14 protein-coding genes are annotated in these 12,649 nt (G+C 53.8%); all 14 read left to right on the top strand.

The features are described from left to right. Nucleotides 1-134 precede the first annotated feature (134 nt). The 14 genes from yceD (at nucleotide 135) to ptsG (ending at nucleotide 12,509) form a co-directional block, all read left to right on the top strand. A complete protein-coding gene (gene yceD, locus ACUY4S_RS14325) occupies nucleotides 135-656 on the top strand; it encodes a 23S rRNA accumulation protein YceD (protein WP_312685667.1) in 522 nt (173 codons plus the stop codon). Nucleotides 657-672: 16 nt separating this feature from the next. Continuing rightward, nucleotides 673-846: a 50S ribosomal protein L32 gene (gene rpmF / locus ACUY4S_RS14320; RefSeq protein ID WP_013366685.1), complete on the top strand. Its 174-nt coding sequence runs from the start codon at nucleotides 673-675 to the stop codon at nucleotides 844-846. 79 nt (nucleotides 847-925) lie between these two features. Further along, the gene (gene plsX, locus ACUY4S_RS14315) at nucleotides 926-2,014 is read left to right on the top strand and encodes a phosphate acyltransferase PlsX (RefSeq protein WP_458022320.1); all 1,089 of its coding nucleotides are present in this window, start codon (nucleotides 926-928) and stop codon (nucleotides 2,012-2,014) included. Between the two features lie 6 nt (nucleotides 2,015-2,020). Then, on the top strand, nucleotides 2,021-2,974 hold the full coding sequence (locus ACUY4S_RS14310) for a beta-ketoacyl-ACP synthase III (protein WP_458022319.1): 954 nt from the start codon (nucleotides 2,021-2,023) through the stop codon (nucleotides 2,972-2,974). Nucleotides 2,975-2,990: 16 nt separating this feature from the next. Continuing rightward, nucleotides 2,991-3,920, top strand: a complete 930-nt coding sequence (gene fabD / locus ACUY4S_RS14305) for an ACP S-malonyltransferase (RefSeq protein WP_312685675.1) — start codon at nucleotides 2,991-2,993, stop codon at nucleotides 3,918-3,920. 12 nt (nucleotides 3,921-3,932) lie between these two features. Beyond that, nucleotides 3,933-4,667 (top strand): 3-oxoacyl-ACP reductase FabG, encoded by a 735-nt coding sequence (fabG, locus tag ACUY4S_RS14300; RefSeq protein ID WP_312685677.1) that lies wholly within the window; start codon nucleotides 3,933-3,935, stop codon nucleotides 4,665-4,667. 154 nt (nucleotides 4,668-4,821) lie between these two features. Beyond that, a complete protein-coding gene (gene acpP, locus ACUY4S_RS14295) occupies nucleotides 4,822-5,058 on the top strand; it encodes an acyl carrier protein (RefSeq protein ID WP_000103754.1) in 237 nt (78 codons plus the stop codon). A gap of 91 nt (nucleotides 5,059-5,149) precedes the next feature. Then, nucleotides 5,150-6,391, top strand: coding sequence for a beta-ketoacyl-ACP synthase II (gene fabF / locus ACUY4S_RS14290; protein WP_458022318.1), 1,242 nt, complete (start codon nucleotides 5,150-5,152; stop codon nucleotides 6,389-6,391). A gap of 114 nt (nucleotides 6,392-6,505) precedes the next feature. Then, nucleotides 6,506-7,321 carry an aminodeoxychorismate lyase gene (pabC, locus tag ACUY4S_RS14285; protein ID WP_458022317.1) on the top strand — a complete coding sequence of 272 codons (816 nt, stop codon included), beginning with the start codon at nucleotides 6,506-6,508 and terminating at the stop codon, nucleotides 7,319-7,321. Further along, a complete protein-coding gene (gene yceG / locus ACUY4S_RS14280) occupies nucleotides 7,318-8,340 on the top strand; it encodes a cell division protein YceG (protein ID WP_458022316.1) in 1,023 nt (340 codons plus the stop codon). Before pabC ends, yceG begins: the two co-directional genes overlap by 4 nt. Next, entirely contained in the window at nucleotides 8,330-8,971 is a 642-nt protein-coding gene (gene tmk, locus ACUY4S_RS14275; protein ID WP_458022315.1) for a dTMP kinase, read from the top strand. The genes yceG and tmk overlap by 11 nt, the downstream gene beginning before the upstream one ends. After that, complete coding sequence (gene holB, locus ACUY4S_RS14270) at nucleotides 8,968-9,972, top strand: DNA polymerase III subunit delta' (protein ID WP_312685687.1); 1,005 nt, start codon at nucleotides 8,968-8,970, stop codon at nucleotides 9,970-9,972. The genes tmk and holB overlap by 4 nt, the downstream gene beginning before the upstream one ends. Before the next feature lie 10 nt (nucleotides 9,973-9,982). Further along, nucleotides 9,983-10,777, top strand: coding sequence for a metal-dependent hydrolase (locus ACUY4S_RS14265; protein WP_312685689.1), 795 nt, complete (start codon nucleotides 9,983-9,985; stop codon nucleotides 10,775-10,777). A 298-nt stretch (nucleotides 10,778-11,075) separates the two neighbouring features. Next, nucleotides 11,076-12,509 (top strand): PTS glucose transporter subunit IIBC, encoded by a 1,434-nt coding sequence (gene ptsG / locus ACUY4S_RS14260; RefSeq protein ID WP_312685691.1) that lies wholly within the window; start codon nucleotides 11,076-11,078, stop codon nucleotides 12,507-12,509. Nucleotides 12,510-12,649 lie beyond the last annotated feature (140 nt).

Genomic DNA, 12,649 nt, shown 5'->3' with positions numbered 1-12,649 from the left:
TCACCAAATATGGCTTAACAAGGACAGGCATTTTAAACTGTAGGCCGCAATGTGTGCGAATTATTGGCAAAAGGCAACCGTAGGCTGCCTTTTTCTTTGACTCTATGACGTTACAAAGTTAATATGCGCGCCCTATGCAAAAGGTAAAATTACCCCTGACTCTTGATCCGGTTCGTACGGCTCAAAAACGCCTTGATTACGAGGGTATCTATACTCCCGAACAGGCCGAGCGCGTCGCCGAGTCTGTGGTCAGCGTGGACAGTGATGTGGAGTGCTCCATGTCGTTCGCTATCGATAACCAGCGTCTCGCGGTCTTAACCGGCGAAGCAACGGTCACGGTATCGCTCGAGTGCCAGCGCTGCGGGAAACCGTTCACCCATCATGTTCACACAACGTATTGTTTTAGTCCTGTACGTTCTGACGAACAGGCTGAAGCACTGCCGGAAGCGTATGAGCCGATTGAGGTTAACGAATTCGGCGAAATCGATCTGCTGGCGCTGGTCGAGGATGAAATCATCCTCTCCTTGCCGGTAGTTCCGGTGCATGATTCTGAACACTGTGAAGTGTCCGAGGCGGACATGGTCTTTGGCGAATTGCCTGATGAAGCGCAAAAACCAAACCCATTTGCCGTATTAGCCAGCTTAAAGCGTAAGTAATTGAGGAGTAAGGTCCATGGCCGTACAACAGAATAAACCAACCCGTTCCAAACGTGGCATGCGTCGTTCCCATGACGCGCTGACCGCAGTCACCAGCCTGTCTGTAGACAAAACTTCTGGTGAAACCCACCTGCGTCACCACATTACCGCCGACGGTTTCTACCGTGGCCGTAAGGTCATCGCTAAGTAATCACGCGCAAGCGTGATTAAGCTTAGTGAGGATTTCCCCGCGTAAGCGGGGATAAACCGAACCAGGCTGCGACGATACCTTGACACGTCTAACCCTGGCGTTAGATGTCATGGGGGGCGATTCAGGCCCGGCCGTGACAGTGCCTGCAGCTTTGCAGGCACTGAACTCTAATTTGCAACTCAACCTTCTTTTAGTCGGCGATCCCGACGCTATCACGCCATTACTTACCAAAGCTGATTTTGAGCAACGCTCGCGCTTGCTTATTGTTCCTGCACAGTCAGTTATTGCCAGTGATGTGCGCGCCGCACAGGCGATCCGTAATAGTCGCGGTAGTTCAATGCGCATTGCGCTTGAGCTGGTAAAAGAAGGGCGTGCACAGGCTTGCGTCAGCGCAGGTAATACCGGTGCGCTGATGGGACTGGCGAAAATGTTGCTCAAACCAATTGAAGGGATTGAGCGCCCGGCGTTGGTGACGGTGCTGCCACACCAGCAAAAGGGCAAAACCGTCGTGCTGGATTTAGGCGCTAATGTGGATTGCGATAGCACGATGCTGGCGCAATTTGCAGTGATGGGCGCAGTTATGGCGGAAGAGATCCTTGGCATTGCAAATCCGCGTGTGGCTCTACTCAATATTGGTGAAGAAGAAACCAAAGGCCATGACAGTATCCGCGATGCAGCGGCATTATTAAAATCGCTTCCTGCAATGAACTACATTGGTTACCTGGAAGCGAACGAATTACTGACCGGTAAAACGGATGTGCTGGTTTGTGATGGCTTTACAGGAAATGTCACATTAAAAACAATGGAAGGGGTTGTCAGGATGTTCCTTTCGCTGCTGAAATCGCAGGGCGAGGGGCAAAAAAGGTCGTGGTGGCTGATTTTATTAAAGCGTTGGTTACAAAAAAGCCTGACAAGGCGATTCAGTCACCTCAACCCCGACCAGTATAATGGTGCCTGTCTGTTAGGATTGCGCGGCACGGTGATTAAGAGTCATGGTGCAGCCAATCAGCGCGCTTTTAGCGTAGCGATTGAACAGGCAGTGCAGGCGGTGCAGCGGCAGGTTCCACAACGAATAGCCGCTCGCCTGGAATCTGTGTACGCACGCGCTGTTTCGCCAGAGCAAGAAGGTGAACACCAGAGCGCGCGTATATTACCCAAGAGTGACTGAGCGTACATGTATACGAAGATTATTGGTACCGGCAGCTTTCTGCCCGAGCAGGTTCGAACAAACGCCGATTTAGAAAAAATGGTGGAAACCTCTGACGAATGGATTGTCAGCCGTACAGGGATCCGTGAGCGTCGCATCGCCGCTGCAAACGAAACTGTTTCGACCATGGGCTATGCAGCTGCGCAACGCGCGCTGGAAATGGCCGGCATCGATAAAGATCAGATTGGCTTAATCATTGTGGCGACAACCTCTGCGACACATGCCTTTCCGAGTGCGGCTTGCCAGATTCAGAATATGCTGGAGATTAAAGGCTGCCCGGCATTTGATGTCGCCGCGGCCTGCGCCGGTTTTACCTATGCGCTGAGTATTGCCGATCAATACGTCAAGTCGGGTGCAGTGAAAAATGCGCTGGTAATTGGTTCCGACGTTCTGGCCCGCACGCTGGATCCAGAAGATCGCGGGACCATTATTCTGTTCGGCGACGGTGCTGGGGCTGTGGTGCTGAGCGCTTCTGATGAGCCGGGTATTATTTCAACCCACCTGCATGCCGATGGCAGCTATGGTGAGTTGCTGACGCTGCCGAACCTCGATCGCGTGACGCCGGTTAATTCAACTTATCTGACAATGGCAGGTAATGAAGTCTTTAAAGTCGCCGTTACCGAACTGGCGCGTATTGTTGATGAAACATTAGCGGCCAATAATCTTGAACGCAGTGAGCTGGACTGGCTGGTGCCGCACCAGGCTAACTTGCGTATCATTAGCGCAACGGCGAAAAAACTCGGTATGTCGATGGACAATGTGGTGGTGACGTTGGATCGCCACGGCAATACGTCTGCGGCTTCCGTTCCCAGCGCACTTGATGAAGCCGTCCGTGATGGGCGTATCAAACCGGGCCAGCTTGTTCTGCTTGAAGCATTCGGCGGCGGGTTTACCTGGGGCTCCGCGCTGGTTCGTTTCTGAGTACAAGGATAAAAACATGACGCAATTCGCATTTGTGTTCCCCGGGCAGGGCTCTCAAACCGTTGGTATGCTGGCTGATATGGCGGCGACTTACCCGGTTATTACCGAGACTTTTGCTGAAGCCTCCGCGGCGCTGGGCTATGATCTCTGGGCGCTGGTGCAGCAAGGCCCAGCAGAAGAACTGAACAAAACCTGGCAGACCCAACCGGCACTGCTGACCGCCTCCGTCGCGCTGTGGCGTGTATGGCAGCAGCAGGGTGGCAAAACCCCTGCGCTAATGGCGGGTCACAGCCTTGGCGAATATTCTGCATTAGTATGCGCGGGTGTTATCGCTTTCGCTGACGCTGTGCGCCTGGTTGAACTGCGCGGTAAATTTATGCAAGAAGCTGTGCCGGAAGGTACGGGTGCGATGTCTGCAATCATCGGGCTTGATGATGCCTCAATCGCCAAAGCCTGCGAAGAGTCTGCCGAAGGGCAGGTTGTTTCTCCGGTGAACTACAATTCTCCGGGCCAGGTTGTGATTGCGGGTCATAAAGATGCCGTTGAACGTGCAGGCGCCGCTTGTAAAGCGGCAGGAGCTAAACGCGCGCTGCCGCTGCCAGTCAGTGTGCCGTCTCACTGTGCGCTGATGAAACCAGCGGCAGATAAGCTGGCTGCTGAGCTGGGCACAATTACTTTTAACGCGCCGCAGATCCCGGTTGTCAATAATGTGGATGTGAAGTGCGAGACAACGCCTGAAGCGATTCGCGATGCCCTGGTTCGCCAGCTTTATAGCCCGGTGCAGTGGACGAAGAGCGTCGAATTTATGGCAGCACAGGGTGTTGAACACCTGTATGAAGTGGGTCCAGGTAAAGTCCTCACTGGCCTGACAAAACGTATTGTTGACACCCTGACAGCGTCTGCGCTCAATGAGCCGACCGCGATGTCAGAGGCACTTGCGCAATAAAAGAGGAAGCCTATGAGTTTTGAAGGAAAAGTCGCGCTGGTCACCGGTGCAAGCCGCGGTATTGGCCGCGCTATTGCAGAGACCCTGGTTGCGCGCGGCGCGAAAGTTATCGGCACTGCCACCAGTGAAAATGGTGCTCAGGCGATCAGCGATTATTTGGGTGCTAATGGTAAAGGTTTGCTGTTGAATGTGACCGATGCTGCATCTATCGAATCCGTTCTGGAAAATATTCGCGCTGAGTTTGGCGAGGTCGATATTCTGGTTAATAATGCCGGTATCACTCGTGACAACCTGTTGATGCGCATGAAAGATGATGAGTGGAACGATATCCTCAATACCAATCTTTCATCTGTTTTCCGTCTGTCAAAAGCGGTAATGCGGGCTATGATGAAAAAGCGTCATGGGCGTATTATCACTATCGGTTCTGTGGTTGGTACCATGGGAAATGCTGGTCAGGCCAACTACGCTGCGGCGAAAGCGGGTTTGATCGGTTTCAGTAAATCGCTGGCGCGTGAAGTTGCGTCCCGCGGTATTACGGTGAACGTTGTTGCTCCGGGTTTTATTGAAACGGACATGACGCGTGCGCTGTCTGATGATCAGCGTGCGGGTATTCTGGCGCAGGTTCCTGCGGGTCGTCTTGGCGGCGCTCAGGAAATCGCCAGTGCGGTTGCATTTTTAGCCTCTGACGAGGCGGGGTACATCACTGGTGAGACCCTGCACGTTAACGGCGGAATGTATATGGTTTAACCACGATGAAATATATTTGCGTTATTAGGGCGAAAGGCCTCAAAATAGCGTAAAATCGTGGTAAGAACTGCCGGGATTTAGTTGCAAATTTTTCAACATTTTATACACTACGAAAACCATCGCGAAAGCGAGTTTTGATAGGAAATTTAAGAGTATGAGCACTATCGAAGAACGCGTTAAGAAAATTATCGGCGAACAGCTGGGCGTTAAGCAGGAAGAAGTTACCAACAATGCTTCCTTCGTTGAAGACCTGGGCGCTGATTCTCTTGACACCGTTGAGCTGGTAATGGCTCTGGAAGAAGAGTTTGATACTGAGATTCCGGACGAAGAAGCTGAGAAGATCACCACCGTTCAGGCAGCCATTGATTACATCAACGGTCACCAGGCGTAAGTGAACATCTCCAGGCGGTCACTCGACCGCCTGAGTTTTATCTAATTTAATCCCACGAATCTCTTTATTTATCCCTCCCTGGAGGACAAACGTGTCTAAGCGTCGTGTAGTTGTGACCGGACTGGGCATGTTGTCTCCTGTCGGCAATACCGTAGAGTCTACCTGGAAAGCTCTCCTTGCCGGTCAGAGTGGCATCAGCCTGATCGACCATTTCGATACTAGCGCCTATGCAACGAAATTTGCTGGCTTAGTAAAGGATTTTAACTGTGAAGACATCATCTCGCGTAAAGAACAGCGCAAGATGGATGATTTCATTCAATATGGAATTGTGGCTGGCGTACAGGCCATGCTGGATTCGGGTTTCGAGGTCACCGAAGAGAACGCAACCCGCATTGGCGCCGCGATTGGCTCCGGCATTGGTGGTCTCGGTCTGATTGAAGAAAACCACAGCTCCCTTGTCAACGGCGGTCCGCGTAAAATCAGTCCGTTCTTCGTGCCTTCCACGATCGTGAACATGGTTGCAGGCCATCTGACGATTATGTTTGGTCTGCGTGGTCCAAGTATTTCAATCGCAACGGCTTGTACGTCAGGCGTGCACAACATCGGCCATGCCGCGCGCATCATCGCTTACGGCGATGCAGACGCAATGCTGGCAGGCGGTGCAGAGAAAGCCAGTACTCCGCTGGGCGTTGGTGGTTTCGGCGCAGCGCGCGCACTCTCCAACCGTAATGACAATCCGCAGGCAGCAAGTCGCCCGTGGGACAAAGACCGTGACGGCTTTGTGCTTGGCGATGGCGCCGGCATCATTGTGCTTGAAGAGTACGAGCACGCGAAAAAACGCGGCGCGAAGATTTATGCTGAGATCGTGGGTTTTGGCATGAGCAGCGACGCTTACCACATGACGTCTCCTCCGGAAAACGGCGCTGGCGCCGCCCTGGCGATGGTCAACGCACTGCGTGATGCAGGCATTGAGCCGGGTCAGATTGGTTATGTCAACGCACACGGCACTTCAACGCCTGCGGGCGACAAAGCAGAAGCTCAGGCTGTGAAATCCGTATTTGGTGAAGCAGCGAGCCGCGTGCTGGTTAGCTCCACCAAATCTATGACCGGCCACCTGTTAGGTGCAGCAGGTGCAGTAGAATCTATCTACTCGATCCTGGCGCTGCGCGATCAGGCTGTACCGCCAACCATCAACCTGGATAACCCGGATGAAGGTTGCGATCTCGACTTCGTGCCGCACGAAGCTCGCCAGGTTAGCGGTATGGAGTACACCCTGTGTAACTCCTTCGGCTTTGGTGGTACCAATGGTTCACTGATCTTCAAAAAAGTCTGATTATTTCAGCCTGCGTAAAGGCCCGCCTGTCGGGCCTTTTCTATTCGGTTTTCTCCGCTTGTTCTGCACTGTCCATCCTGCCAAACTGTCCCGTCACAGCAATAAGGATCCTCTATGTTCTTGATTAATGGCACCTGGCAGCACACGCTTCCCGCCACTGACCGGGCAACACAATTTGGTGACGGTTGCTTTACCACGGCACGGATAATTGACGGGCAGATCCAATTTTTGTCTGCACATCTCCAGCGCTTACAGCAGGCATGCGAACGCCTGCTGATTTCCTTTACTGACATGTCTTTACTGGAGCAGGAGATGAAAACGCTGGCGGCGGCACATGCCGATGGTGTAGTAAAAGTCATCATTAGCCGTGGCTCAGGCGGCCGGGGTTACAGTGCAGCGAACTGCACGACACCGACGCGTATCTTGTCTCATTCTCCGCGCCCCGCGCATTATGCGCACTGGCGGCAGAAAGGCATTACGCTCGCGCTCAGCCCGGTGCGTCTTGGGCGGAACCCCCTGCTTGCCGGCATCAAACATCTTAATCGCCTTGAACAGGTTTTAATTCGTGCGAACCTCGAAAAGACCGGGGCAGAGGAAGCTCTGGTGCTGGATAGCGATGGCTGGTTGACTGAGTGCAGCGCGGCCAATCTTTTCTGGCGCTGCGGAGGCGATGTGTTTACCCCACGACTCGATCAGGCCGGTGTGAATGGCATTATGCGGCAATATTGCATACGGCAACTGGCATCTTCCGATTTTAACGTTGTCGAAGTGAATGCGTATCATGATGCCTTAACAAACGCAGATGAAGTCCTTATTTGTAACGCGTTGATGCCGGTGATCCCGGTACGTCAGTGGGAAGATTGCCACTGGGCAGCGCGTGATTTGTTCCACTTTTTAGCCCCCCTTTGTGAGCAGATAAATCAGTCATGAAGAAAATGTTACGTTTCGTTATCCTCCTGCTGGCGGTATTGGTTATCGCTGCGGGCGCAGGTATGTGGAAAGTTCGCCAACTGGCGGACAGTAAGATCCTCATAAAAGAAGAGACCATTTTTGCCCTGCAGGCCGGCACTGGCCGTCTGGCGCTGGGCGAACAGTTATATAACGAAAAGGTGATTAATCGCCCGCGCGTGTTTCAATGGCTGTTACGGCTGGAACCGGACCTCTCCCATTTTAAAGCCGGTACCTATCGCTTTACGCCGGGAATGACGGTACGTGAAATGCTGCAATTGCTTGAAAGCGGTAAAGAGGCACAATTCCCACTGCGGCTGGTAGAAGGCATGCGCCTGAGCGATTACCTGAAACAACTGCGTGAGGCGCCGTGGATCAAACATACGCTGAAAGATGACGATTATGCCACCGTGGCACAGGCCCTGAAGTTAGAGCATCCGGAGTGGGTTGAAGGTTGGTTCTGGCCCGACACCTGGATGTACACCGCGAACACGACCGATGTGGCGTTACTGAAACGCGCACATCAAAAGATGGTGCGTGTGGTTGAGCAAACCTGGGAAGGGCGTATGGAGGGGCTGCCCTATAAAGACCAGAATCAACTGGTGACCATGGCCTCCATCATCGAAAAAGAGACTGCCGTGGCCAGTGAACGCGATAAAGTGGCCTCGGTGTTTATTAACCGTTTGCGCGTTGGCATGAAGCTGCAGACCGATCCAACGGTGATCTACGGGATGGGCGCGCGTTATAATGGTAAGCTGTCGCGCGCGGATCTCGAAGCGCCTACAGACTACAACACCTATGTGATAAGCGGCATGCCGCCGGGGCCGATTGCGACGCCGGGCGAAGCCTCGCTGAAAGCAGCAGCGCATCCGGCAAAGACGCCGTATCTCTATTTTGTGGCGGATGGTAAAGGCGGCCACACTTTTAATACCAATCTCGCCAGCCATAACCGGTCAGTGCAGGAATACCTGAAAGTACTTAAGGAAAAAAATGGGCAGTAAATACATCGTCATTGAAGGACTGGAAGGCGCAGGTAAAACCACCGCGCGTGATGTCATCGTCGAAACGTTAAAAACGCTGGATGTCGGCGAAATGGTCTTCACGCGTGAGCCGGGTGGAACGCTGCTCGCAGAGAAGCTGCGCAGTCTGGTGTTGGATATTCGTTCCGTTGGCGACGAAGTTATTTGCGATAAAGCCGAAGTCCTGATGTTCTACGCTGCCCGCGTACAGCTAGTCGAAACCGTCATTAAACCTGCGCTGGCAGAGGGCAAATGGGTGATTGGCGATCGGCACGATCTCTCTACCCAGGCGTATCAGGGTGGGGGACGGGGTATCGATCAGTCGATGCTGGCGACACTGCGTGATGCGGTCCTCGGGGACTTTCGCCCGGATTTGACCCTCTATCTGGATGTAACCCCGGAAGTGGGGCTGAAGCGCGCACGCGCACGCGGCGACCTGGATCGCATTGAACAGGAATCGCTGGATTTCTTTAATCGCACACGGGCCCGCTATCTCGAGCTGGCAGCGCAGGATAAAACGATCCGCACCGTCGATGCGACGCAGCCATTGGAGGCGGTTATCCGCGATATTCGCCAGGCCGTGACCGCGTGGGTGCAGGAGCAGGGCGCATGAAATGGTATCCGTGGCTGCGACCGGACTTTGAGCAACTGGTCGCCAGTTATCAGGCCGGGCGTGGGCACCACGCGTTACTGATCCATGCCTTGCCGGGAATGGGCGAAGATGCGCTGATCTATGCCATCAGCCGCTTTCTGCTGTGCCAGACGCCGCAGGCGCACAAAAGCTGCGGCCACTGCCGCGGTTGCCAGCTTATGCAGGCGGGGACGCACCCGGACTATTACCCGTTGGCACCGGAGAAAGGCAAAACCACGCTCGGCATTGATGCCGTGCGGGACGTCAGTGAAAAATTGTATGAACATGCCCGTCTTGGCGGCGCAAAAGTAGTCTGGATCCAGGACGCCGCCGTGCTGACCGATGCGGCGGCCAATGCGCTGCTTAAGACCCTGGAAGAGCCGCCAGCGCAGACCTGGTTTTTCCTTGCCTGTCGGGAACCGGCCCGTCTGCTCGCCACGCTACGCAGCCGCTGCCGCCTGCACCATCTGGCACCACCGGCCGAGAATTATGCGAGTGCCTGGCTGGGGCGTGAAGTGTCAGCATCCCCTGATGCCATCCTGACTGCGCTACGTCTGAGCGCAGGTTCGCCGGGGGCGGCGGAAATGCTGTTACAGGAAGAACAGTGGGCGCAGCGCAAGCAACTGTGCCAGGCCACGGAGACGGCCCTACAAAGCGGTGACTGGCTGGCGATGTTGCCCGTGCTCAATCATGAGCGGGTTGCCGAACGTTTGCAGTGGCTGGCTTCGTTGTGGCTGGATGCGCTAAAAGTTCAACAAGGCGCGACCTTACTGAGTAATGTGGATTGTGCCGGCCTGGTTCATGATCTTGCTCGTCAGTTACGAAGTGAAACCTTGCATGCATTGCTGCATTCGGCATTTATCTGCCGTGAACAACTTCTCAGCGTCGTGGGTGTGAACCGCGAGTTGCTGTTGACCGATCTGCTGTTAAATCTGGAACGCTACCTGCAACCCGGTACTGCGCTTCCTGTATCCCATCTTTAAGAGAGACATTATGTTTTTAGTCGACTCGCACTGCCATCTTGATGGCCTTGATTACCAGGCTTTGCATAAAGACGTAGACGATGTGCTGGCGAAAGCCGCCGCGCGTGATGTGAAATTTTGCCTTGCCGTTGCGACAACCTTGCCGGGCTACCTCAGTATGCGCGAGCTGGTGGGGGAGCGTGATAATGTCGTCTTCTCCTGCGGTGTGCATCCTCTCAATCAGGATGAAAGTTATGATGTTGAGATGCTGCGTCAACTGGCCGCGGAAGAGGGGGTGGTCGCCATGGGCGAAACAGGCCTCGACTATTTTTATACGCCGGAGACGAAAGCCCGCCAGCAGGCATCTTTTCGTAACCATATCCGTATTGGCCGCGAGCTGAATAAGCCCGTGATTGTTCATACGCGCGATGCCCGCGCTGATACGCTGGCGATCCTGGAAGAAGAGAAGGTGACAGATTGCGGCGGTGTTCTACACTGTTTTACAGAGGATCGCGAAACCGCTGGCAAGTTGTTGGATATGGGCTTTTTTATCTCATTCTCCGGCATTGTTACCTTCCGCAATGCTGAACAACTGCGTGATGCCGCGCGCTATGTGCCCCTCGATCGCTTGCTGGTCGAAACGGACTCACCGTACCTTGCGCCGGTACCGCACCGTGGTAAAGAGAACCAGCCTGCGATGACCCGTGATGTGGCGGAATATATGGCTGTCTTAAAGGGGGTTTCCCTTGAACAACTGGCGCAACAGACCACGCAAAACTTTGCCAGTTTGTTTCACGTTGACCTCTCCCGCCTGCAATCCGCCTGATCTCGCAGCTTATTTTAGTACTCGTAATTAATAACCGATCAGAGTAAAGTTCACCGCCGTAAAAAAGGCGGTGACGCTCGCTTTTCATTCGAAGGTACCCGCCTTTTGTAAATTAATGTGAGTTTTGCAGCGTGTGCTAGCTGAAACGTGATAGCCATCAAACAAACCGAAATCGATTTATTTTACTCTGTGTAATAAATAAAGGGCGCTTAGATGCCCTTCCCACGGCGCGGCTCTCCCCCCGCGCCAATGCGCGAAAAGCGTAAAAAAGCACTAATACTCAGGAGCACTCTCAATTATGTTTAAGAATGCATTTGCTAACCTGCAGAAGGTCGGTAAATCGCTGATGCTGCCAGTATCCGTACTGCCTATCGCAGGTATCCTGCTGGGCGTCGGTTCTGCAAACTTCAGCTGGCTGCCAGAAGTGGTTTCCCATGTTATGGCCGAAGCGGGCGGTTCCGTTTTTGCCAACATGCCACTGATCTTCGCTATCGGTGTTGCGCTGGGCTTCACCAATAACGACGGTGTTTCGGCTCTGGCTGCAGTTGTTGCCTACGGCATCATGGTGAAAACCATGGCTGTTGTTGCACCGCTGGTCCTGCATTTACCTGCTGACGAAATCGCCGCAAAACACCTGGCTGATACCGGTGTTCTGGGCGGGATCATCTCCGGTGCGATCGCAGCGTACATGTTCAACCGTTTCTACCGCATTAAGCTGCCTGAGTACCTGGGCTTCTTTGCCGGTAAGCGTTTTGTTCCTATCATTTCAGGTCTGGCCGCGATTTTCACCGGTGTGATCCTGTCCTTCATTTGGCCGCCGATCGGTACTGCTATCCAGACCTTCTCTCAGTGGGCTGCTTACCAGAACCCGGTTGTGGCGTTCGGTATCTACGGCTTCATTGAGCGCTGCCTGGTACCGTTTGGTCTGCACCATATCTGGAACGTACCTTTCCAGATGCAGATTGGTGAATTCACCAACGCGGCAGGTCAGGTGTTCCACGGCGATATTCCGCGTTACATGGCCGGTGACCCGACTGCGGGCAAACTGTCTGGTGGCTTCCTGTTCAAAATGTACGGTCTGCCGGCTGCGGCTATCGCAATCTGGCATTCCGCTAAACCGGAAAACCGCGCCAAAGTGGGCGGTATCATGATCTCCGCCGCGCTGACCTCGTTCCTGACCGGTATTACCGAGCCGATCGAGTTCTCCTTCATGTTCGTTGCGCCGATCCTGTATGTCATCCACGCGATTCTGGCAGGCCTGGCATTCCCGATCTGTATCCTGCTGGGTATGCGTGACGGTACGTCGTTCTCGCACGGTCTGATCGACTTCATCGTGCTGAGCGGCAACAGCAGCAAACTGTGGCTGTTCCCGGTTATCGGCCTTTGCTACGCGGTGGTGTACTACACAATCTTCCGCGTGCTGATCAAGGCACTGGATCTGAAAACGCCAGGTCGTGAAGAAACCACTGAAGAGAATAAAGTGGGCGCGACCAGCGAAATGGCTCCGGCCCTGGTGACAGCATTTGGCGGTAAAGAGAACATCACCAACCTGGATGCGTGCATCACGCGTCTGCGTGTCAGCGTAGCTGACGTAGCGAAAGTGGATCAGGCTGGCCTGAAGAAACTGGGCGCTGCGGGTGTGGTTGTGGCCGGTTCCGGTGTACAGGCGATTTTCGGTACCAAATCCGATAACCTGAAAACCGAAATGGATGAATACATCCGTAATAACTAAGCCATAGTCTGGGGAGACTGAGGGAGCCTGATGGCTCCCTTTTTTATTGCTGTTAAATAATACCGGCTGCACAAGAATCAGTTGTGTGGAGGCTTAGCTGTCCCTGTACAGACACAACACCCTCTTATGCGGTAATAAAA

The organism is Kosakonia beeri (genome assembly GCF_054165705.1).
Note: the sequence above shows the minus strand (reverse complement) of the source record. Positions and strands in the feature narration are given on the sequence as shown.

Coding starts and splice junctions, on each gene's coding strand:
- holB (WP_312685687.1), top strand. CDS start 8,968: ATGAAATGGTATCCGTGGCTGCGACCGGACTTTGAGCAACTGGTCGCC.
- ACUY4S_RS14310 (WP_458022319.1), top strand. CDS start 2,021: ATGTATACGAAGATTATTGGTACCGGCAGCTTTCTGCCCGAGCAGGTT.
- fabG (WP_312685677.1), top strand. CDS start 3,933: ATGAGTTTTGAAGGAAAAGTCGCGCTGGTCACCGGTGCAAGCCGCGGT.
- ptsG (WP_312685691.1), top strand. CDS start 11,076: ATGTTTAAGAATGCATTTGCTAACCTGCAGAAGGTCGGTAAATCGCTG.
- rpmF (WP_013366685.1), top strand. CDS start 673: ATGGCCGTACAACAGAATAAACCAACCCGTTCCAAACGTGGCATGCGT.
- yceG (WP_458022316.1), top strand. CDS start 7,318: ATGAAGAAAATGTTACGTTTCGTTATCCTCCTGCTGGCGGTATTGGTT.
- yceD (WP_312685667.1), top strand. CDS start 135: ATGCAAAAGGTAAAATTACCCCTGACTCTTGATCCGGTTCGTACGGCT.
- acpP (WP_000103754.1), top strand. CDS start 4,822: ATGAGCACTATCGAAGAACGCGTTAAGAAAATTATCGGCGAACAGCTG.
- pabC (WP_458022317.1), top strand. CDS start 6,506: ATGTTCTTGATTAATGGCACCTGGCAGCACACGCTTCCCGCCACTGAC.
- ACUY4S_RS14265 (WP_312685689.1), top strand. CDS start 9,983: ATGTTTTTAGTCGACTCGCACTGCCATCTTGATGGCCTTGATTACCAG.
- tmk (WP_458022315.1), top strand. CDS start 8,330: ATGGGCAGTAAATACATCGTCATTGAAGGACTGGAAGGCGCAGGTAAA.
- fabD (WP_312685675.1), top strand. CDS start 2,991: ATGACGCAATTCGCATTTGTGTTCCCCGGGCAGGGCTCTCAAACCGTT.